Origin of the sequence: Paraburkholderia sp. UYCP14C (assembly GCF_004197395.1) — a bacterium.
Taxonomy (GTDB): Bacteria; Pseudomonadota; Gammaproteobacteria; order Burkholderiales; family Burkholderiaceae; genus Paraburkholderia.
Genome location: NZ_SELS01000006.1, coordinates 241,256 through 260,831, shown reverse-complemented (window position 1 = coordinate 260,831; position 19,576 = coordinate 241,256). Strand labels below are relative to the sequence as shown.

Below are 19,576 nucleotides of genomic sequence, written 5' to 3'. Positions count from 1 at the left end.
ATGAACACCCCCGACATCCGGAACGCCGCACAGCGGAGCGCCGACGCGGCTCAGCAGCGCGAGTCATATCCGTCCACGACGGCCCCTCAAACCAAGGGTGCTACCGGCACTCTCGTCAACGGTCCGGCGGCCGCAGCGATTCTTGCTGCGGGTATCGGCTGTTTCCTGGTTGGACTGTTCGCGCTGGCAGGCGATGCTTCGCCTGCGATTTCGCGCCTGTTCACGTTCTACAAGCCAACCGGCGCGCTCTCTGGCGTGACGACGACCGCAATCGTAATCTGGCTGCTCACATGGTACGGGTTGTCGCGTCGCTGGGGTGACAGGACAGTGCAACTCGGCCGCATCATTCCGGCCTCATTCGTATTGCTGGCTCTCGCTGTCCTGCTTACCTTTCCGCCATTCATGGATCTCCTTCAAGGTAAATAGAGGCACACGTCCGGTTCGTGCTCTCGCTTAACAGGTGAACGGCATGATCGCCGCACTGACTGACATTGCATCTGTGAGTTCGGGTCTTCTGAATTTCGACCGAGCGCCTGCGAGGATGAGGAGAGATCGCTACGTTTGTGCGAAGGTCAGCTATCTGGGGCGGATTCAACCGGTCGATGCAACACAATGAACGCCGGATGAGCGGCGGGAGTGTTGCATCGACCGGTTGAATCCGCCGAGTCGAGCAGTCGCTCGGTACTGCCACCCGCCGACAATAAGTCGGCTATCGCCGACGCTCGCCCGTGATTGCTGACGTGACCGCTTCGAATTGCGAACCTTAGGAAACGCAATTTTGATCCGCGTCAATGCGACAGCGTTGTCGCACGTGCATGCTAAAGGTAAGTGCCATTCATCCGGTCAGCGTCAGTTCAGCGCGGCTGGAGCGCATTCTGCGAGCGACATTCATGGAATGTGTGACCGCCCGCCAGATCGTTCCGGGTGTGACAGGATGTGAGGGACGCTTGCCGCCGAGAAGGGAGGCGCTATGCAAGCCATGCACCACTTTCGTCTGGGACCGCGGTACGCAACGATACCCACCTACGTTGCCAGTTATCTGTTCCCGTTTCTTCTATTCGTCTACGAAACTCATCGCGTCCGCAGGTGGATTTTCGACTACGGGCCGAATTTCTCAAACCACAAGTTTATGGGCTATGAGTATCTACTCATGGTCGTGTTCGTCGCACTCCAGATCACCGTCGAAGTCGCTTTCCTCCTGGGAGCCTGGCTGGAGCGACATCACGATCTCGATCATCGAATTTCGAATGTCCTGGAAGGGGTGGGCTGTTCCATTGGCATCCTCGTCTTCGATTTTGCCTTCAGCACGCCCTCTAGACCGGGCATGTCGTCTTCTGTCGGTGAGAGGTGATGCCATGGTCCAAGCGAACGAAGTAACCCGCGATCTTGCGCAGCGGATCATTGGCCGCTTTTACCACGCGCACGCTCAAAAAGACGTTGCGCTTCTGCGGACGGTTGTTACGCCCGACTGGCAATACGTGCCTGCGTCTTTCGGGCCGGCCGCGGGGCCAGAGCAGATGATTCCAGTATTTGGTGACTTAGCTTCTGCGTTGCCGGACATGGATATTCAGATCTTGGATCTCTTGATCCACGGAAACATGGTTGGCGTGCGGGCAAAGGTCAGAGGAACGCAGTCTGGGTCTCTGATGGGCATCGCAGCGACATCCAAGCCAATCGAGTTTGCGATTCACTCTTTTCACGAGTTCCGCGGCGAACGTATAGCGAAAACCTGGCATCTGGAGGACTGGCTAAGCGTCTTCCATCAGCTCGGAACGCTGCCGCCCAGTCTCAAGTGAACAAGCATTGTCGGCAGGCATGCCGCTTTTGTGCGGCATTTCCGTTACGCAGCAAGTTCGGATTGTATCGAGACTGTAACGTTCAATTACTGTGGATTTTTCATAGCGCGGCCGAGGTCATCACGGGAGATCATTTTGCTTCCGGCAACGGTGGCGAAATTGCGTGACGCCCGCGAGCTGCAAGAAATCCCTCGTGCACAGACTAGACGCATGGCACACACTGCCACCGAACCTGATCGCGGGGAAAGAGGGTGTTTGAGTATTTTTAGAATACCGTGCTCGATGAAGTTGACGTTGCCGACCATAGCTCGGCGTAGACGAATCCGATCTAGGCTTACCCGGGAGCTTGTCATGAAGCGTACGTTTATCGCAGCCACAATGCTGTGGTTATGCGCCTCGGTCGTGGCTGCGCCACCAGACGGGAAAGCCCTCTACCAAGAAAATTGCGCCCGTTGTCATGGCGAAAACGGCAAGGGCGACACGGGACCGAAGCTCGTTGGCGATGCGAGTGAATGGAAGACAAAACTCTTTGAAAGGGCGGTGCTAAATGGCATCGACGATCAGGGAAAACCGCTCAAATCCCCTATGCCACACTGGTCAGGCGCCAGTTTCAATACCGACAATGGTGTCGCGCCCAGTAAAGCTGAGGTTGATGCCGTCCAGCAGTACCTGCACACGCTGAAGTAGTGGGCACCCGATCCCCCGGGGCTGCGCTGTAACGCACGGCTCCGTCGATTTGCGAACGGTTGCAATCGAGTAAATCGAAGGCCCGTTGTCTGGGCAGAGAAGAGGCCGAATTTCCGACCGACGATGCAGGCGGATAACACTTCATGGCCGCAAGCGTCCGCTCGCCGGCTTTGGTTCCATCAGACTTCAGTCTGCTCGGCCATCTCGAGCGCGTCATCTACCTCGATTCCGAGGCATCGCACCGTACTTTCGAGCCTATCGCCTGCAGGCAATAGGCTCGGCTATGTCCCGCGCTGAACTATGTCCCGTGATTGGTGGAAGCGTCAGACCATAGTGGATTTGCGACATGGTCGCTAGACATTGGCATTCTCCCTTGTAAGCACTTGCCTGAAAGGAGAATCTCGTGGAACATTCTTATGAGAACGCGGACGCGCTGGTCCCTGCTGTCCGAAGCGCAACTGCAGAACCGCTTGTAGAGTTCGTTGACTCGCTGATCAAGCAACAATACGCATTCAGCTACGTATGCCAACTGGCGCAGCACGCACTTGCATTTGAACGCTGGTGCGAGGATCGTCGCATTTCCTTCCACGCCTTGATGGACGACGACATTGCACGGTATCAGCGCTTTCGTTCGCGACATCGATCGCGATGCTTCGAGACGCGACGCCGTGAACTGCACGCGTTAGAACTGTTGATAGACTACTTGCGTGACCGCGGAGTATTTGCTGCCGCGCCAGCAACGCTACAACGCCTTTTCGACGCTACGTGTCGCACCTGGAGCGTGCTGATCTTCAAGGTCTGTTTCGCGAGCGTAGGAGACATTCGAGAGTCTATCCATGGTCGTCGGCGAATGTCCCAAAGTGGCCGATTCTGTTGAAAAAGTCGTGTTTTGGTAAGGCGCGTGGGCTTTGGCGGTACGTTTCGAGTTGCTGAGATAACCGAGGCGCCAGCTTCGCTCGGACCACGCAGTCGCAAGCGATCGAGTTTGAGGATGCGCTTGAGGTGGGCGAAGAGCATTTCCACCGTCTTTCGTTGCCGGCGAGACTGTTTGTATGGTTGATTCGACCTCCTGTGACCGGTTCGCAGGCGTCGCCTCAACATCCATAATGATCCCTGCCTGCAGATCAATCAGATAATTCGTCGAGTAGGCAAAGAACGCCGGACCACCCGGAGCAGCCGTCCACCGTGCAGCAGGATCTGTCAGCGATATCTTCTTCGGAGGGGGTGAAGACTGGGCTGCTTCAGACGGATCTGTATCCACTGGATTGGTTTGCTCCAGTGCCTCAAGATATTCCCGCACGGCGCGGCTCTGTCCGGCTGCAACTTCCCAGTCGATGGGCTCTGTTCCCGGCACTCCGTTGGCGGGACTCGCGTCGGCCTTGATGATGCTTGCGTCGATGGCGAAACCCTCGCCCTTGACGAGGCCCTCAGCCATGCAACGACTCAGCACCGATTCGAATACGTGTCGCAACAGGTCGCTATCGCGAAAGCGACCGTGACGGTTCCTTGAGAACGTTGAGTGTTCCGGCACGGCGTCCTCAAGACCTAGCCTGCAGAACCACCGGTAGGCCAGGTTCAGATGTACCTCTTCACATAGCCGTCGCTCGGACCGGACGCCGAAGCAGTAACCCACAATCAGCATGCGGATCATGAGCTCGGGGTCGATCGATGGCCGACCCATCGAGCTGTAGAACGGTGCGAGGTGCTGGCGCAGATCCCGAAGGTCAAGGAAGCGATCGATGCCTCTCAACAGGTGCGATTGCGGGACGTGGTTGTCGAGGTTGAAAGAGTAGAAGAGCTTGTCCTGTCCGCTATCCAGTCGACCCATCATGACGATTCGCTCCCATCGCTTGATGTTTCCCAGGATACCCAACATTTCGCCTCTGCAGCGACTTTTTCAACAGAATCGGCCGGGCACTGCCCGCCGCGTCGGACCCGTGCCGACCCACAACTGCCTTTTGACCCAACGCGAGGCCTATGGCCGGTTGAAAACTGGAACGGCCATTCGCGCGGCGTATCGGCCGGCAAGTCGTTGGCCAAAACCGACATTGGATCGGACTGGGATCTACTTCAGCAATGCGGCGGGTTGCCGACGTTGTCGGCGTCGAGCAGAGCAACAGTTGGTTCCGGTATCAGCTTAGCCGCGTCGAGCACGTGACCCATCTCACGACATGCGCCGTCGAATGGTCACGCTCATTTCTGTTCGCTCCTTGAGCACGTTCCGCCACGGGTCGGCGCAGCGAGTACAGAACGGGTTGTCCGGCGTCGGGAGTCACAGGCCCACTCGCAATGGTGCGGGATTGACCTTGGTCAATGGCAGCCAGTACGGGCGACCTAGCATCAAACGACACGGTTCACCGCAAAACGATAAGCGGTGTCGATTGCTGAGCGCTTCGATTGGGTACGTGCGGTGGCGTCTGCCCATTATTCGTTAAAAGGTTCATTTATTCGTGCCTTCGGCAGTTCCCAACCGGCCGGGTTTCCGGATCCAGGTCCAGAACTGGGTAATCCTTCCAAATTTGCACAATTTTTACTTCGCATCGCCTAGCTTTTGATTGGCAACTCTCGCTGCGTTCTGGCTGTGCTGGGTCAGCTACGGAGGACGAAGATGGACGTGATTTATATCGCCGGCATTGCAATTTTTTGCGCACTTTGCCTCGCGCTTGCCCACGGCTGCGAGAAATTGCACCGCCGCGTCTCAGGAGGCCGGCCATGAACGCATGGATGATCTGGCTGGCCTCTGCTGCGACGCTACTGCTGCTGGTCTACCTCGTGTATGCGCTGCTGCGTGCGGAGGATCTCGAATGAACTCCTATAACCTTTTCCACCTGACGCTGTTCATCGTGGTGCTGGTCGCGGTCGCGATTCCGCTTGGCCGCTACATGACCGCCGTCCTTGACGGCTCATCGGTCGTTGTGCGCAAGCTAGGGCAACCGGTCGAACGGCTTCTTTACCGGCTTGCCGGGGTCGATCCCGACGCCGAAATGTCGTGGAAAGAGTACGCGTTCGCCGTGCTGATTTTCAATGCACTGGGCGCGCTCGCCGTATATGGTTTTCTGAGGCTACAGCAATGGCTGCCCGCCAACCCGCAGGGTTTTGGCCCGATGACGCCAGACGCCGCTTTCAACACGGCAGTGAGCTTCACGACCAATACGAACTGGCAGAACTACACGCCGGAAACGACGGTCAGCTACCTGACCCAGATGGCGGCGCTGACCGTGCAGAACTTCCTGTCCGCAGCGACGGGTATTGCCGTGGCCATCGCGATGATACGGGGTTTTGCCCGTCACACTGCGAAGACGATCGGCAATTTCTGGGTCGATGTGACGCGCACCACGCTGTTTGTCCTCATACCCATTGCATTCGTCATCGCGCTGGTGTTCATCAGCCAGGGAGCGATCCAGAACCTCAGGTCGTATGTCGACGTGCCGACGGTTCAGGTCACGACGTATCAGGTGCCCAAGACCGACGCCCAGGGCAATGCTGTCAAGGACGCGAACGGCAACCCCGTCATGCAGGACGTAAAGGCCGACAAACAGACCATTGCCATGGGTCCGCTCGCGTCGCAGGAGGCGATCAAGATGCTGGGCACCAATGGGGGCGGGTTCTTCAATGCGAATTCCGCGCATCCGTACGAGAACCCGACACCGCTGGCCAACTTTGTTCAGATGGTGGCGATGCTTTGCATCGGCGCGGCCTTATGCATCGTTTTCGGCAGAACGGTCGGTGACCAGCGACAGGGTTATGCGGTACTCGCCGCGATGACGATCGCGTTCGCGGTCGCGTGCTGGGGTGAGATTGTCTTTGAACAGTCCGGTAATCCATTGTTCACGTCGTTGCATGTCGATCAAACCCGGTCCGCGCTGCAGCCGGGCGGGAACATGGAGGGCAAGGAAACGCGCTTTGGCATTGCCGATTCCGGCATCTTCACGGTTGCCACCACTTCCGCATCGTGCGGCGCGGTCAATAACATGCACGACTCGCTGACGCCAATGGGCGGCTTCGTGCCGCTCCTGATGATGCAACTGGGCGAAGTGGTGTTTGGCGGCGTGGGATCGGGCCTCTACGGGATGCTCGTGTTTGCCTTGCTCGGCGTATTCATCGCGGGACTGATGATCGGCAGAACGCCCGAATACATCGGCAAGAAGATCGAGTCCTATGAGATGAAGATGGTATCGATCGCGGTACTCGTCATGCCGATGATCGTGCTGGTTGGGGCCTCCATCGGCGTGCTGTCTCCGCTCGGGACTACCGGCATCAGCAACCCGGGTGCACACGGGTTCTCGCAGATCCTCTACGCGTTTACGTCGGCTACCAACAACAACGGTAGCGCGTTTGCTGGACTCTCTGTCAATACGCCGTTCTATAACGTGCTGCTCGCTATCGCGATGTGGCTTGGCCGGTTCGTTCCGGTTGTTGCGGTGCTGGCGATCGCCGGATCCCTCGCTCAAAAGAAGCGTATCGCGACCACCGAGGGTACGCTGCCCACGCATGGACCCTTGTTCGTCGTGCTGTTGCTCGGCTCCGTGTTGCTGATCGGGGCGCTCACCTTCGTACCCGCGCTTGCATTGGGCCCGGTCGTCGAACATCTGTCGATGATTTCAGGTCACTGAATTCGAGGAAAGCATGACCACTTCCATTCAACCGCCTGCCCATCGTCCTGATAATCTTGGCCAGGCACGTACCGCGGCGCGCTCGATGTTCGATCCGGTGCTCGTGAAGCCGGCGATCGTCGATTCGTTCAGAAAGCTGACGCCACGTACTCAGTTGCGCAATCCGGTGATGTTCTGCGTGTACGTGGGCAGCATTCTTACGACCATCCTCTGGTTCGCGGCGCTCGCCGGGCAGGCCGAGGCGCCTGCTGGATTTATCCTCGCCATTACGTTGTGGCTGTGGTTCACCGTGCTGTTCGCCAACTTCGCCGAGGCGCTTGCGGAAGGGCGCTCGAAAGCGCAGGCGGCGTCGCTGCGCAGCGCCAAGCACAACGTGATGGCCAAGAAGCTCAACGAACCGCACCCGAAAGCACCCGTGCGCGTCATGGCATCGACCGATCTGCGCAAGGGCGATGTCGTGCTGATCGAGGCAGGAGACACGATTCCGGCTGACGGCGATGTCATCGAGGGCGTTGCGTCGGTCGACGAGTCGGCGATCACGGGCGAGTCCGCGCCGGTCATCCGTGAGTCCGGCGGCGACTTTTCGTCGGTGACGGGCGGCACGCGCGTGCTGTCGGACTGGATCGTCGTGAGGGTGTCGGTCAATCCCGGTGAAGCCTTCCTCGACCGGATGATCGCGATGGTCGAAGGAGCCAAGCGGCAGAAGACCCCGAACGAGATCGCGCTGACGATCCTGCTGGTTGCGCTGACGCTCGTGCTTCTGTTCGCCACCGCGACGCTACTGCCGTTTTCGATGTTCTCCGTCGAAGTCGCGAAAGCGGGTCAGGTGGTGACGATCACCGCACTTGTCGCTCTTCTGGTCTGTCTGATCCCCACCACCATTGGCGGTCTGTTGTCGGCGATCGGGGTCGCGGGGATGAGCCGGATGATGCAGGCGAACGTGATCGCGACGTCGGGCCGCGCCGTCGAGGCGGCCGGCGACGTCGACGTGCTGCTGCTCGACAAGACGGGCACGATCACTCTCGGCAATCGCCAGGCGTCTGCCTTCATACCGGCACCCGGTGTGTCGGAGCACGATCTGGCTGATGCGGCGCAACTCGCGTCGCTCGCGGACGATACGCCGGAAGGCCGTAGCATTGCGGTGCTGGCGAAGCAGCGCTTCAATATCCGCGAGCGCGACATGGCGTCGCTGCATGCGACCTTTCTCGGATTTACCGCACAAACACGGATGAGCGGCGTGGATCTGCCCAACCGCGAAATCCGCAAGGGTGCATCCGAGGCCGTGAAGCAGTATGTCGAGGCGCACGGTGGCCGTTATCTGGCGGAAGTCAACAACGCTGTAACGGATATTGCGCGGCGCGGCAGTACCCCGCTGGTGGTCGCCGACAAGCCGGGCGGTCACGACAGCGCGGATAGTGGTCCAGCCCGCGTACTGGGTGTGATCGAACTGAAGGATATCGTCAAGGGTGGTATCAAGGAGCGCTTTGCGGAACTGCGCAAGATGGGCATCAAGACCGTGATGATTACCGGCGACAACCGGCTGACGGCTGCGGCGATTGCAGCGGAAGCCGGCGTCGATGACTTCCTGGCCGAGGCGACGCCCGAGGCCAAACTGAAGATGATTCGAGGGCATCAGTCCGACGGACGGCTGGTCGCGATGACAGGCGATGGCACCAATGATGCTCCCGCGCTCGCGCAGGCCGACGTTGCGGTGGCGATGAACTCCGGCACCCAGGCCGCCAAGGAAGCCGGCAACATGGTCGACCTCGACTCGAATCCGACCAAGCTGATCGAGATCGTCGAGATCGGCAAACAGATGCTGATGACGCGCGGATCGCTGACGACGTTCTCGATCGCCAATGACGTTGCGAAATACTTCGCGATCATTCCGGCCGCATTCGCTTCGACCTACCCGCAACTGCGTGTACTGGACGTCATGCATCTTGCGTCCCCGGCGTCGGCAATTCTGTCGGCGGTGATTTTCAATGCGCTGATCATCGTGTTCCTGATTCCGCTTGCGCTCAAGGGTGTCAGATATCGTGCACTGGGTGCCGCCGCCCTGCTGCGGCGCAACCTGCTGATCTATGGCCTCGGCGGTATCGTTCTGCCGTTTCCGTTCATCAAGTTGATCGACATGGTGCTGGCTGCGTTTGGATGGGTCTAAGGCGCGTGGAAAACCTTGGCTGAAAGAACGATTGAGTAGACGACCATGAAGAATTCATTGCGCCCCGTGCTGGTTCTCTTTTTGTTCCTGACGGTGATCACGGGCATCGTCTATCCGCTCCTCGTCACGGCGGTCGGGCAGTTGCTGTTTCCGCATCAGGCCAACGGCAGCTTCATCGACAAGGACGGCAAGCCGGTCGGCTCGGAAATCATCGGCCAGCAGTTCGATGCGCCCTATTACTTCTGGGGACGGCTGTCGGCCACGACGCCGAACCCGTACAACGCGCAAAACTCGGGCGGCTCGAACCTCAGCGCCACCAACCCGGCGCTCGCCGATGAAGTGAAGGGACGCCTCGCGGCGCTTCACGATGCCGATCCGTCGAACACAGCTCTCGCGCCTGTCGATCTGGTCACGTCGTCGGGTAGCGGCCTCGATCCGGATATTTCACCGGCTGCCGCTGCCTATCAGACGGCTCGCGTGGCGAAGGCGCGCGGGTTGTCCGAGCAGCAGGTCGATGCGCTGATCGCACAGAACACGTCGGGGCGGCAACTTGGCGTGTTGGGCGAGCGGCGAGTGAACGTGCTGAAACTCAATCTCGCGCTCGACCAGCTCAAGCCGATGCAGTGAGTTTTTCCACGCGAACAGCGCATGGCACATGGCCAGCGTATGAGCCTCAACGACATGATGACGGGATAACCCGCAGGGGGTGCGATGAACCGGCCCGATCCCGACGAACTGCTGGACCGCATCCAGCGCGATGAAGAAAAAAGCCAGCGCGGCCGGCTCAAGGTGTTCTTTGGCGCATCGGCCGGAGTCGGCAAGACGTTCGCGATGTTGCAGGCCGCCAGATACCGTAAGGATGAAGGCGTCGATGTCGTCGTCGGGGTCGTCGAGACGCATGGACGCAAGGAGACGCTCGCGCTGATCGAGGGGCTGGAGGTCATTGCGCCCGCGCGGATCGAATATCGCGGGCGGCTGCTTGCCGAGTTCGATCTCGATACCGCACTCGCACGCAAGCCGCAGCTGATTCTCGTCGACGAGCTGGCGCATTCGAATGTCCAGGGCAGCCGGCATCTGAAGCGCTGGCAGGATGTGCAGGAGTTGCTCGACGCCGGCATCGACGTATACACGACCGTCAACGTTCAGCATCTCGAGAGCCTGAACGACGTGGTCGGGCAGATCACAGGCATCCGCGTGTGGGAAACGGTACCCGACCGCGTGTTCGATCTCGCCGACGAAGTGACGCTGGTCGACCTGCCGCCAGAGGAACTGCTCGATCGCCTGCGTGAAGGCAAGGTGTATATGGCGCAGCAGGCCGAGCAGGCCGTGCGAAATTTCTTCCGCAAGGGCAATCTGATCGCGCTGCGCGAACTGGCGTTGCGCCGCACCGCGGACCGCGTCGATGCGCAGATGCGCGAGTATCGTGCGGATCAGTCGATCGAGCGTATCTGGCAGGCCCGCGAGCGCATCATCGTGTGCGTCGGTGCCGGACCGGAGAGCGGCAATCTCGTACGCGCGGCAGCTCGCCTCGCATCGAACCTGAAGGCCGACTGGCTGGCCGTCTATGTCGAGACGCCCAAACTTCAGCGGCTGCCCGACGCAATACGCGGACGAACGCTCGACGTGCTCAAGCTTGCCGCCGAACTCGGCGCAGAAACCGTTACCTTGCAGGGCGAGCAGGTTGCCCAAACGCTGGTTGCCTATGCGCGCATGCGCAATGTGTCGAAGCTTGTCGTAGGAACGGTCGAGTTGCGTGGCTGGCGCGGCTGGCTCGGATGGTCCACGGCCGAGCGTGTGATCCGGGCCGCGCGCGACATTGATGTCACGCTGATCAATTCAGGCGCGGCGCGCGAATCCGCCGCGCCTCGCGGCGCGGCGGGCAGCTTTGCCGCGCCGGGTGAGAACCGGCGCGGCGCCCCGGTCACTTCTTACCTGTACGCGGCAGCGATCTGCGCGGTGATTACGGCTTTCGCCAGTGTGTTCGTCGACCACATCGCGCTTGCCAATCTCGTCATGCTGTATCTGCTCGGGACGGTTTTCGCGGCGGCGCGTTTAGGGCGCGGACCCGGCGTGCTGCTTTCGTTTCTTGGCGTCGCGGCATTCGACTTTTTTTTCGTACCACCCCGGCTGTCGTTTTCCGTATCGGACACACAGTATCTGCTGACGTTCGCGGTCATGCTCGTAACGTCACTGACGATCAGCCATCTGACGTCCAGTCTGCGCAGACAGGCCCGTATGGCGACGATGCGTGAGCGCCGGACCGACGCCATGTTCGCGATGACGCGCGAGCTGGGCGCAGCCCTCACGACCGACCAGATCCTTGAGATCGGTACGCGGCATGTCGTCGAGGTATTCCAGGTGCGCGTCGCCATCCTGTTGCCCGATAGCGCCGAAAAGGTGCGGCAGAAGGTCGAAAATCCGGACCCGACTGTCACGCTGACCGGGGGCGATCTCGATTGTGATATCGCGCAATGGGTTTATGACCAGCAAAAGCCTGCCGGCCACGGAACCGAGACGCTGCCCGCAGCCGCGGCACTCTATCTGCCGTTGCGCGCACCGATGCGCACACGGGGCGTCCTCGCGCTGCTCTCTGCAGGCACGGGAGAATTTGCAATACCGGAACAGCGCCGAATGCTCGACACGTTTGCGGCCCAGATCGCCCTCGCGCTCGAGCGCGTTCACTATGTCGAGATAGCACAGGACGCGCTGATCAGCATGGAATCGGAACGTCTGCGAAATTCATTGCTGTCGGCGATCTCGCACGATTTGCGTACGCCGTTGACCGCGATCGTGGGCTTCGCCTCTTTACTGGCGGAACCGGGCCGCGGTGAGAAGGCGAGGCATCCGGATACCAATGAACTCGCCGAAGGGATCTACGACGAGGCGATGCGGATGACGGGCATTGTGACCAACCTGCTCGACATGGTCCGTCTGCAGGAAGGCAGCATGCGCCTGAACCGACAATGGTCATCGCTGGAAGAGTTGATCGGCGCCGCGCTGGCCGCTTCGCGCCGTCTGCTCTCGGGCCGTCAGGTGACTACACATGTGCCGCACGGTTTGCCGCTGGTCCGGCTCGATGCCGTACTGGTGGAACGGCTCCTCGCCAATCTGTTCGACAATGCCGCGAAGTACACACCCGCCGGTTCACCCCTCGCCGTCAGTGCCGCGGTCGTCGAGGAGCACGAGCACCGCTACGTGAAAGTCAATGTCGAAGACAGCGGACCGGGTCTGTCCCCGGGCATGGAGTCCCGCGTATTCGACAAGTTCACCCGCGGCGAGAAAGAGTCGGCGTTGCCCGGCATAGGACTGGGTCTTGCCATTTGCCGCGCGATCGTCGATGCGCACGGAGGAAAGATTGGCGCGGCGAACCGCACCGATCCGAACGGGAGCGTGCTCGGCGCCTGTTTCTGGTTCATGTTGCCGGCCGATGAGACACCCCCGGCGGGACCCGGGGCTGCCGATGCTCTCAGTAAAGGCACGTCACAGGAGACGTCGCGGACCGTCTCCGGTGATGCCATCAATGACGTCCCAGCGTCATGAGCGATCCAATCGCCACAGTGCTGCTGATCGAGGGCGACAGGCATTTGCGCCGCTATGTGCGAACCTCGCTGGAAACCGAGGCGATGCGCGTCCTGAATGCCGACACAGGACCGCAGGGTATAGCCATCACGGCGAGTGTGCGACCGGATCTGGTCATTGTCGATCCCGGACTGGAGAATCTCGGCGGGATCGACGTAATTCGTCAACTGCGCGGCTGGTCCGACGTGCCGATCATCGTGCTGTCGGATCAGGCTGGGGATCAGGAAAAGGTTACGGCGCTAGACGCCGGGGCGGACGATTATCTGACGAAACCGTTCAGTATTGCCGAGCTGGAGGCTCGCATTCGTGCCCTGCTGCGCAGATATAACCGGTGCGTGGTCGCGCAATCCGCCAGCGTCTCGTTCGGTTCGGTCACGGTCGACCTGTCGGCCCGAATGGTGCGTTGCGGCCGTGAGCACGTCCATTTGACGCCAGTCGAGTACCGGCTGCTCGTTGCGCTCGTTCGTCACGCAGGTCTCGTGATGACGCATTGCGAACTGCTGCAGGAGGTCTGGGGACCGGCTCATGCGCAAAGTCTGCACTATCTGAGGATCTACATGGCTCATCTTCGGCAAAAGCTCGAGCGTGACCCCTCAAAGCCCGAGCACCTCGTGACCGAGACGGGGATTGGGTATCGCCTGATCGTTTGAGCGCTACCGGCTTGCAATGCTGCCTGTTTTGACGACATTTTTATGCGTTGCACCCGTGCTTTTACAGCATTCCGGGAACGTCCGTGCTTCAATCAGGGTATCGGCGCTCGATACTTGGACTGGAGGCCTGCTTTGCTGAAACTGCTTATTCCCGTGCTAGGTGACAAGGACGCAACCGAAGCGGCTCGTCATGGAGCGTTCCTGTTTGCCGAGAAGTGCGTGTCCGAGGTGGAAGTGATCGAAGTGCTCGATGACCTGGCGCAAGGTCGCTCAGGAGCGTTTCATTCGCGCTCGGAGTTGCATCGATCCGAGAAGGAGCGAGCACGTGATGCACTGATGCAAACCTGTGCGGTCCTCGACGATGCCGGTGTTCCCTACACCTGGAAGCGCGTTTTCGGGCCACCTGAGCGAACCATCGCTCAATACGCGGCCAAAGATCATGCCGACATCGTAGTGCTGGACGCAAGCCACCTCGGTTTTTTTCACAGATGGACTGTACTCGCGAGGTTGTGGCGCTGGTCTTCGATACCCGTCACGATGCTGCACTGATTCGATACGCGCTGCTGGGGCGCTATATGATCCTCAATCGCCGGAGAAATGCTGTCATCGTCGTGCCCTGAACGAAGATTGAAAAGGCCACCACCGCAAAGCACACCGTCACGATTTCCTCACGACGAGGAACGCCGGACGACAGACTCATGGCGAGAGCCAATGCCAGAGCGCCGCGCAGTCCTCCCCAGAACAGTATATGTTGGTGTCGCATTTCTATTTGAAGCGTCGAACGCGAGAAAAGAACACAACACAGGTACACGGCTACAGCGCGTGCCAGCATCACGACCACCACGGCGATGGCTATCGATACCCATACAGTGTCGTACTTCCGGTGCACCTGCTGAATTCCGATAAAGAGAAAAATGAAGGAATTCGCGGCAAAGACCGCGTACTCCAACACGGTCTCAACGGCTTGCCGTCCTCGCTCTGTCATCGGATCAACCGCGTTACGGCTGCCCATCACAAGGCCCGCGATCAGCGTCGCCAGTACGCCGGACAAGTGAAGGCTCTCAGCCAGCAGAAACGAGCCATAGGCCGCGATCATTGCAAACGTAATCTCGACGAGGTGATCGTCGGCGCGGTGAAGCAGCGATAGCGCTATATTGCCGATCAGCAGTCCGCAAAAGACCGACCCAAGAATGACCACGCCAGAAATCTTGAGCACGGCGACCAGGTCGACGTGCGCGCCGGCAACAAATGCGAGTGTGACCCGGAAAGCGGCGGCTGCAGTCCCGTCGTTGAAGAGGCTCTCCGCTTCCATCAGATGCCTGAAGCGGCCCGCTACGCCGGTGTCCTTGAACAGTGCAAGGACGGATACTGGATCCGTGGCGGAAATCAACGTGCCGAAAAGCCACCCGCTAATCCATTCCCAATGCAAGAGGTAGTGCATGCCTATCGCGGTCACGCCAGCCGACAGGAGAACCCCGATGATGGCCAAGGTCTGGACGACGGCGAAATCTCTGCGTACTTCGTCCCACCGCATGTGAAACGCCGCCTCAAAGATCAGCGGTGGCAAGAGTACGTTGTAAATGAAATCCTTGTTGAGGGGAGTATCGGGAAATCTGGAAGATGCCAGAAAGGAGAAGCTGATGCCTGCTATGACCAAACCAACGCTATACGGCATATGCAAGCGCCGCACGAGCATCGCCACCAACGCCGAAACCAGCAACAGCACTTCGAAAAGCCCAACGTTAAAGTCCATCCGAACGGCTCCGATAAAGGAAGAAAGAGAGCTGCGTCATGGCTACGTTGGACGACGACTTCCGTTCGGCCGCTGGGGAAACGGCCGGTCTCTTGCAGGCATCCATATCAGTGTAAATATGTTTGGCGAGGTAATGAAGTTGAGATCCCATGGAGTGGCGTTTCAGCTCATCGGCGCTGCACCGTTACCTTTCAATTCGCTCCGAAGGTCGTTTCCATCCGGAACACCATTTAATTAACGACGCCTGGAATTAGAGAGCCATCTGCGGTCAGTTCGTGCACTTTCCGGGACCAGGTGTTCTACCAGGCATTCTGTGACTGTGCTAGTCGTACCCGGCGCGCGCAGGCAACATGGAGACTCGCTACAACGCCGGGTCAGATTTCATCCGGCATCTTTCGGAATGAAAGTTCCATGAACAACATGTCCACCATGCAGGCTTCGCCGTCTGCGCATCGCGCGACAGGAACGGCAGCACTCGCACTCTCCGCGCTCGGTATCGTGTTCGGTGACCTCGGCACGAGCCCCTTGTACGCATTGCAGGCCGCTTTCGGCGGCGCGCTCGGCGTCGCGCCGACGTACGCGAACGTGATCGGCGTCGTTTCGCTGTTCCTGTGGTCGCTGCTGCTGATGGTCAGCGTCAAGTACGTGCTGGTGCTGATGCAGGCCGACAACCGTGGCGAAGGCGGACTGCTCGCGCTTCTCGCGCTGCTGGTCGGCGAGCGCACCGGACGCGTGACGCGGGCCGGCGCGTTGCGCTGGGTGTTCATGGCCATGTTCGGCACCGCGATGCTTTACGGCGACGGCGTCATCACGCCCGCGATCTCGGTCCTGAGCGCGATCGAAGGGATCGAAGTGGCGACGCCCGCCTTTGCGCATTACACGGTGCCGATCACGGTGGTGATCCTGGTCGCGCTATTCGCGGTGCAGCCGCTGGGGTCCGGACGCGTAGGGGTCGCATTTGGTCCGATACTGACAGTCTGGTTCGTGGTCATCTTCTGCTTGGGGCTGGTGTCGCTCGCGCAAACTCCGGCCATCCTCGCCGCGTTCAACCCATTGACCGGTATCGAATTCTTCGCGCATAACGGCTTCAAGGGTTTCGTCGCGCTGGGCGCCGTCGTGTTGTGCCTGACCGGCGGAGAGGCGCTGTACGCGGACATGGGCCACTTCGGCGCGCGGCCGATCCGTCTCGCGTGGTACGGGCTCGCGTTGCCCGCGCTGACCGTCAGCTATCTGGGTCAGGGCGCATTGCTGCTGCGCGATGCGAGCGCGGCGGCCCGCCCGTTCTACACGACGGTGCCGTCCTGGGGCCTCTATCCGATGGTGGTGCTGGCCACGTTGGCGACCATCGTCGCATCGCAGGCGCTGATTTCCGCAGTGTTCTCATTGACGCGCCAGGCGGCGCAGCTTGGCCTGTCGCCGCGCGTGAAGGTCAAGCACACGTCGTCGAGCACAGAGGGGCAGATTTATCTGCCGGGCCTGAACTGGGTGCTGATGGTCGCGACCATCGCGGTGGTGCTAGGCTTCCGCACCTCGGACAGTCTTGCGGCCGCTTTCGGTATAGCCGTATCCACGACAATGTTGATCACGACCATGCTGTTCGCCGCATTCGCGCGCGTGCGGTGGAACTGGCCGATCTGGCGCGTCGCGCTCGTGGCCGGCATCTTCATGGTAGTGGACGTGGCGTTCGTCGCGGCGAACGCGATGAAGTTTGCCGAAGGCGGCTGGCTGCCGCTCACCATCGGCACATTGACGTTCCTTGTGTCGACGTCATGGCTTATCGGATTGCGAGCGTTGCAACGCGCTCGCAGGGATACGCAACTGCCGCTGAACTCATTTGTCTCAAGTATTGTTTGGGCTCCGCCGCACCGCGTGCATGGTACGGGTGTATTTCTGATGGCCGCAGGAGACTCGGTGCCTACCACCATGCTGCATCACCTCAAGCACAATCAGGTGCTTCATGAGCAGGTAATTCTGCTGACCTTATTGACGGAGGAGATTCCTCGTGTCGCAGAGATAGAACGGTTCAAGGTGGAACGCCTTGAACAAGGCTTCGTGCGAATCGAGGGACGCTACGGCTATCTTGAAATGCTGAATGTGCCGCAACTTCTCGAACAGGCACTCCGGCACGCGGGATGTACGTCTTATGACCCGATGACAACCACCTTTTACCTCGGGCGTGAATCGTTCGCCATACAGAGGAAAAAGAGCTTAGGACGTTACGTGCTGCTAGCCCTCTTTACTGTGCTGCGCAGGAATGAACTGGATGCGACTGCTCATTTGGGCTTGCCTCCCAACCGGGTCGTGGAGATGGGGGCGCGGCTGGATCTTGTTTAAAGTTTGGGCAGCAATGACCGGATCGGTGAATGTCCGTGATGCGGCGGCCGTCAGCAGCCGCACAACGTCTGATCGCCGACCGTCAGCTGTGGCCGACCTGCCGCCGGTCGGCTCAGTTAGGCAGCTGTGACCTGACGGTATCAATCTCCGAAGTCATCTGGAGATGCATTGGCTACGACGATCTTTCTTAAGCACGCGCCGCTGATTTCCGATGCGGCCCGCCGAAGGCCGTTGAGTGCTGGGCGGAAATGTCGGTATCGCTGACGGTGTCGGTGGGCGCGATGGGACCTGAATCAGGCCCAGCGCTAGGTTTGCGGCAGATGGTTGTCAATCGAGTGGGGCTCAAATTTCGCGGCTCTTCGCCACCTGCGTCGTTTCAAGGCATAGCCGATCGATGTAGTCGGCCCACTCTTGCATCACTCTGCGACGGTCGTCGTCAAACGTCGTTCGATCATAGGCTTTTTGCACATCGCCGTGCTTGGCATGCGCCAGCTGTGCCTCCAGCACATCGATGTCGATACCGAGCCGTTCACGTCCGACCGTGCGGAGCATGCCGCGAAAACCGTGCGTCGCGTGCTTTCCTTGAAATCCCATCTCGCGGAGCGCTTTGCTCAGCGCGTCCCGATGCAAGTGAGGGGTCCTTTGACGGGCAGGAGAGGGAAAGACGTAGATGCGCTTCCCAACGATCGATTGCAACTCTTTCAGCACGGCAACCGCCTGCTTTGGTAGCGGCACGATGTGAGCGTGTCGCGTCTTCATCCTTTCCGCCGGCACTTGCCACTCGGCCGCCCCGAGGTCGATCTCGTCCCAAGGTGCCGCTGCCACTACCCCTGGGCGAAGGCCTGTAAACATGGTAAGCAAGAGCGCTGCACGGGTGATAGGTGACTTGTAGGCGTTGATAGCGATGGCCAACGGTCCGATATCTGCAGGCCTCGTGATTGCCGGGATGTGTCCTTTGTTGTGGCGGGGCACAACGCCTCGAAGCATCAAGGCTGACTTATCTTCCCGCAAGCCGTTTTGGACCGCATAGGTTACGATGCCGCCGACATACTGCCGCGCTTTGGTTGCGAGGTTGGGAGCGTGTGATGCGATCGCCTCAATTATCGGTTTGACCTCTGGTGTAGTGAGCGTCGAGATGGGTTTGCTCTGAAGCGCGGGTATCAGATATTCACGCACGACGAACTCGGCTTTGCGATAGGTCTCGTCAGCCCATTCCTTCCGTTTGAACTCGAGCCATCGTTTGGCGACCAGATGGAATGCGCCTTCCGCAATACGTTTGCGTGCAGTGGATTCCGCTCGGCGGTGCTCTACCGGGTCGGTGCCTTCGCGTACCTGGTTGCGTGCAGAGCTGGCGGCCTTTCGGGCATCAACAAGAGAGACGTCGGGATAGCGGCCGAGGCTCAAGAAATTTTCTTTCTTGGTGCTCGGTCGACGATACCGAAGCAACCAGGTCTTAGTCCCATTGGGCTGGACTCTCAAGGCAAGGCCGTTGCCATCAGTAAGCAGGTAGGGGCGCTCGCGAGCCTTCGCGGCGCGAAAAACGACCTCCGACTTCGGTTCGACGCGTCTGGGCATGGCTTCGCCCTCCGGATTTCGTATACGCAACAGTATACGCAAAAACGATCGATGTCAGCGGAACGTAGTGGAGTTACAAGGAACAAAAAACCCCGTAAGCTTTTGAACTTACGGGGTTTTCTGGAACGTCCCAGCTTACGCTGGAACGTAAATTGGTGCCCAAGAGAGGACTCGAACCTCCACAGTGTTGCCACCGCTAGGACCTGAACCTAGTGCGTCTACCAATTTCGCCACCTGGGCAGGTGATGAACAGCAAAGACCGCCATTATAGCGACCGATTTCGACCTGTCAAGCAATTTGCCAAAGACGATTCATGCTCGCGGCAAGGCGACCCGCAGCGCGCCCGAACCACCGCGTGAGGCCCGCCTGGCGGTCGACACGGGTGTTAGAATGCCTCGCAGTAGTTCGTTGGTACGATGCATCTC

At 59.6% G+C, this 19,576-nt stretch carries 14 protein-coding genes, 1 tRNA gene and 2 pseudogenes; 12 read left to right on the top strand and 5 right to left on the bottom strand.

The window, feature by feature from the left end; all coding sequences use genetic code 11:
* The 4 genes from EVC45_RS08240 to EVC45_RS08225 all read left to right on the top strand — a co-directional run bounded on the left by EVC45_RS08240 (window position 1) and on the right by EVC45_RS08225 (window position 2,483).
* Complete coding sequence (locus EVC45_RS08240) at window positions 1–426, top strand: hypothetical protein (protein ID WP_373683003.1); 426 nt, start codon at window positions 1–3, stop codon at window positions 424–426.
* Between the two features lie 544 nt (window positions 427–970).
* A complete protein-coding gene (locus EVC45_RS08235) occupies window positions 971–1,351 on the top strand; it encodes a hypothetical protein (protein ID WP_129957508.1) in 381 nt (126 codons plus the stop codon).
* Window positions 1,352–1,355: 4 nt separating this feature from the next.
* Window positions 1,356–1,796, top strand: a complete 441-nt coding sequence (locus EVC45_RS08230) for an ester cyclase (RefSeq protein ID WP_129957507.1) — start codon at window positions 1,356–1,358, stop codon at window positions 1,794–1,796.
* 351 nt (window positions 1,797–2,147) lie between these two features.
* Window positions 2,148–2,483, top strand: coding sequence for a cytochrome c (locus tag EVC45_RS08225; RefSeq protein WP_129957506.1), 336 nt, complete (start codon window positions 2,148–2,150; stop codon window positions 2,481–2,483).
* Window positions 2,484–2,662: 179 nt separating this feature from the next.
* Here the strand turns inward: EVC45_RS08225 and EVC45_RS46610 are convergent.
* Window positions 2,663–2,740: pseudogene (locus EVC45_RS46610) on the bottom strand (integrase); the annotation flags it as partial.
* A gap of 797 nt (window positions 2,741–3,537) precedes the next feature.
* Window positions 3,538–4,314: pseudogene (locus EVC45_RS08220) on the bottom strand (transposase); the annotation flags it as partial.
* 881 nt (window positions 4,315–5,195) lie between these two features.
* Between EVC45_RS08220 and EVC45_RS08215 the strand changes: the two are divergent.
* The 7 genes from EVC45_RS08215 (at window position 5,196) to EVC45_RS08185 (ending at window position 14,038) form a co-directional block, all read left to right on the top strand.
* Window positions 5,196–5,291, top strand: coding sequence for a potassium-transporting ATPase subunit F (locus tag EVC45_RS08215; RefSeq protein ID WP_008918365.1), 96 nt, complete (start codon window positions 5,196–5,198; stop codon window positions 5,289–5,291).
* Entirely contained in the window at window positions 5,288–7,096 is a 1,809-nt protein-coding gene (kdpA, locus tag EVC45_RS08210) for a potassium-transporting ATPase subunit KdpA (RefSeq protein ID WP_129957505.1), read from the top strand. The genes EVC45_RS08215 and kdpA overlap by 4 nt, the downstream gene beginning before the upstream one ends.
* 13 nt (window positions 7,097–7,109) lie before the next feature.
* On the top strand, window positions 7,110–9,260 hold the full coding sequence (kdpB, locus tag EVC45_RS08205) for a potassium-transporting ATPase subunit KdpB (protein WP_129957504.1): 2,151 nt from the start codon (window positions 7,110–7,112) through the stop codon (window positions 9,258–9,260).
* A gap of 45 nt (window positions 9,261–9,305) precedes the next feature.
* A complete protein-coding gene (gene kdpC / locus EVC45_RS08200; protein WP_129957503.1) occupies window positions 9,306–9,887 on the top strand; it encodes a potassium-transporting ATPase subunit KdpC in 582 nt (193 codons plus the stop codon).
* Window positions 9,888–9,971: 84 nt separating this feature from the next.
* Window positions 9,972–12,800 carry a sensor histidine kinase KdpD gene (locus EVC45_RS08195; protein ID WP_129957502.1) on the top strand — a complete coding sequence of 943 codons (2,829 nt, stop codon included), beginning with the start codon at window positions 9,972–9,974 and terminating at the stop codon, window positions 12,798–12,800.
* Entirely contained in the window at window positions 12,797–13,489 is a 693-nt protein-coding gene (locus tag EVC45_RS08190) for a response regulator (protein WP_129957501.1), read from the top strand. Before EVC45_RS08195 ends, EVC45_RS08190 begins: the two co-directional genes overlap by 4 nt.
* Window positions 13,490–13,621: 132 nt before the next feature.
* On the top strand, window positions 13,622–14,038 hold the full coding sequence (locus EVC45_RS08185; protein ID WP_129957500.1) for a universal stress protein: 417 nt from the start codon (window positions 13,622–13,624) through the stop codon (window positions 14,036–14,038).
* Window positions 14,039–14,060: 22 nt separating this feature from the next.
* Here EVC45_RS08185 and EVC45_RS08180 read toward each other — a convergent pair whose 3' ends face one another.
* Window positions 14,061–15,242 carry a sodium:proton antiporter gene (locus EVC45_RS08180; RefSeq protein WP_129957499.1) on the bottom strand — a complete coding sequence of 394 codons (1,182 nt, stop codon included), beginning with the start codon at window positions 15,240–15,242 and terminating at the stop codon, window positions 14,061–14,063.
* A 411-nt stretch (window positions 15,243–15,653) separates the two neighbouring features.
* Between EVC45_RS08180 and EVC45_RS08175 the strand changes: the two genes are divergently transcribed.
* Window positions 15,654–17,576, top strand: a complete 1,923-nt coding sequence (locus EVC45_RS08175) for a potassium transporter Kup (RefSeq protein ID WP_129957498.1) — start codon at window positions 15,654–15,656, stop codon at window positions 17,574–17,576.
* Between the two features lie 342 nt (window positions 17,577–17,918).
* Here the strand turns inward: EVC45_RS08175 and EVC45_RS08170 are convergent, their stop codons facing one another.
* Window positions 17,919–19,151 (bottom strand): integrase arm-type DNA-binding domain-containing protein, encoded by a 1,233-nt coding sequence (locus EVC45_RS08170; RefSeq protein WP_129957497.1) that lies wholly within the window; start codon window positions 19,149–19,151, stop codon window positions 17,919–17,921.
* 153 nt (window positions 19,152–19,304) lie between these two features.
* Window positions 19,305–19,391, bottom strand: a tRNA-Leu gene (locus tag EVC45_RS08165).
* Window positions 19,392–19,576: the final 185 nt, after the last annotated feature.

Coding starts and splice junctions, on each gene's coding strand:
- EVC45_RS08240 (WP_373683003.1), top strand. CDS start 1: ATGAACACCCCCGACATCCGGAACGCCGCACAGCGGAGCGCCGACGCG.
- EVC45_RS08235 (WP_129957508.1), top strand. CDS start 971: ATGCAAGCCATGCACCACTTTCGTCTGGGACCGCGGTACGCAACGATA.
- EVC45_RS08230 (WP_129957507.1), top strand. CDS start 1,356: ATGGTCCAAGCGAACGAAGTAACCCGCGATCTTGCGCAGCGGATCATT.
- EVC45_RS08225 (WP_129957506.1), top strand. CDS start 2,148: ATGAAGCGTACGTTTATCGCAGCCACAATGCTGTGGTTATGCGCCTCG.
- EVC45_RS08215 (WP_008918365.1), top strand. CDS start 5,196: ATGAACGCATGGATGATCTGGCTGGCCTCTGCTGCGACGCTACTGCTG.
- kdpA (WP_129957505.1), top strand. CDS start 5,288: ATGAACTCCTATAACCTTTTCCACCTGACGCTGTTCATCGTGGTGCTG.
- kdpB (WP_129957504.1), top strand. CDS start 7,110: ATGACCACTTCCATTCAACCGCCTGCCCATCGTCCTGATAATCTTGGC.
- kdpC (WP_129957503.1), top strand. CDS start 9,306: ATGAAGAATTCATTGCGCCCCGTGCTGGTTCTCTTTTTGTTCCTGACG.
- EVC45_RS08195 (WP_129957502.1), top strand. CDS start 9,972: ATGAACCGGCCCGATCCCGACGAACTGCTGGACCGCATCCAGCGCGAT.
- EVC45_RS08190 (WP_129957501.1), top strand. CDS start 12,797: ATGAGCGATCCAATCGCCACAGTGCTGCTGATCGAGGGCGACAGGCAT.
- EVC45_RS08180 (WP_129957499.1), bottom strand. CDS start 15,242: ATGGACTTTAACGTTGGGCTTTTCGAAGTGCTGTTGCTGGTTTCGGCG.
- EVC45_RS08175 (WP_129957498.1), top strand. CDS start 15,654: ATGAACAACATGTCCACCATGCAGGCTTCGCCGTCTGCGCATCGCGCG.
- EVC45_RS08170 (WP_129957497.1), bottom strand. CDS start 19,151: ATGCCCAGACGCGTCGAACCGAAGTCGGAGGTCGTTTTTCGCGCCGCG.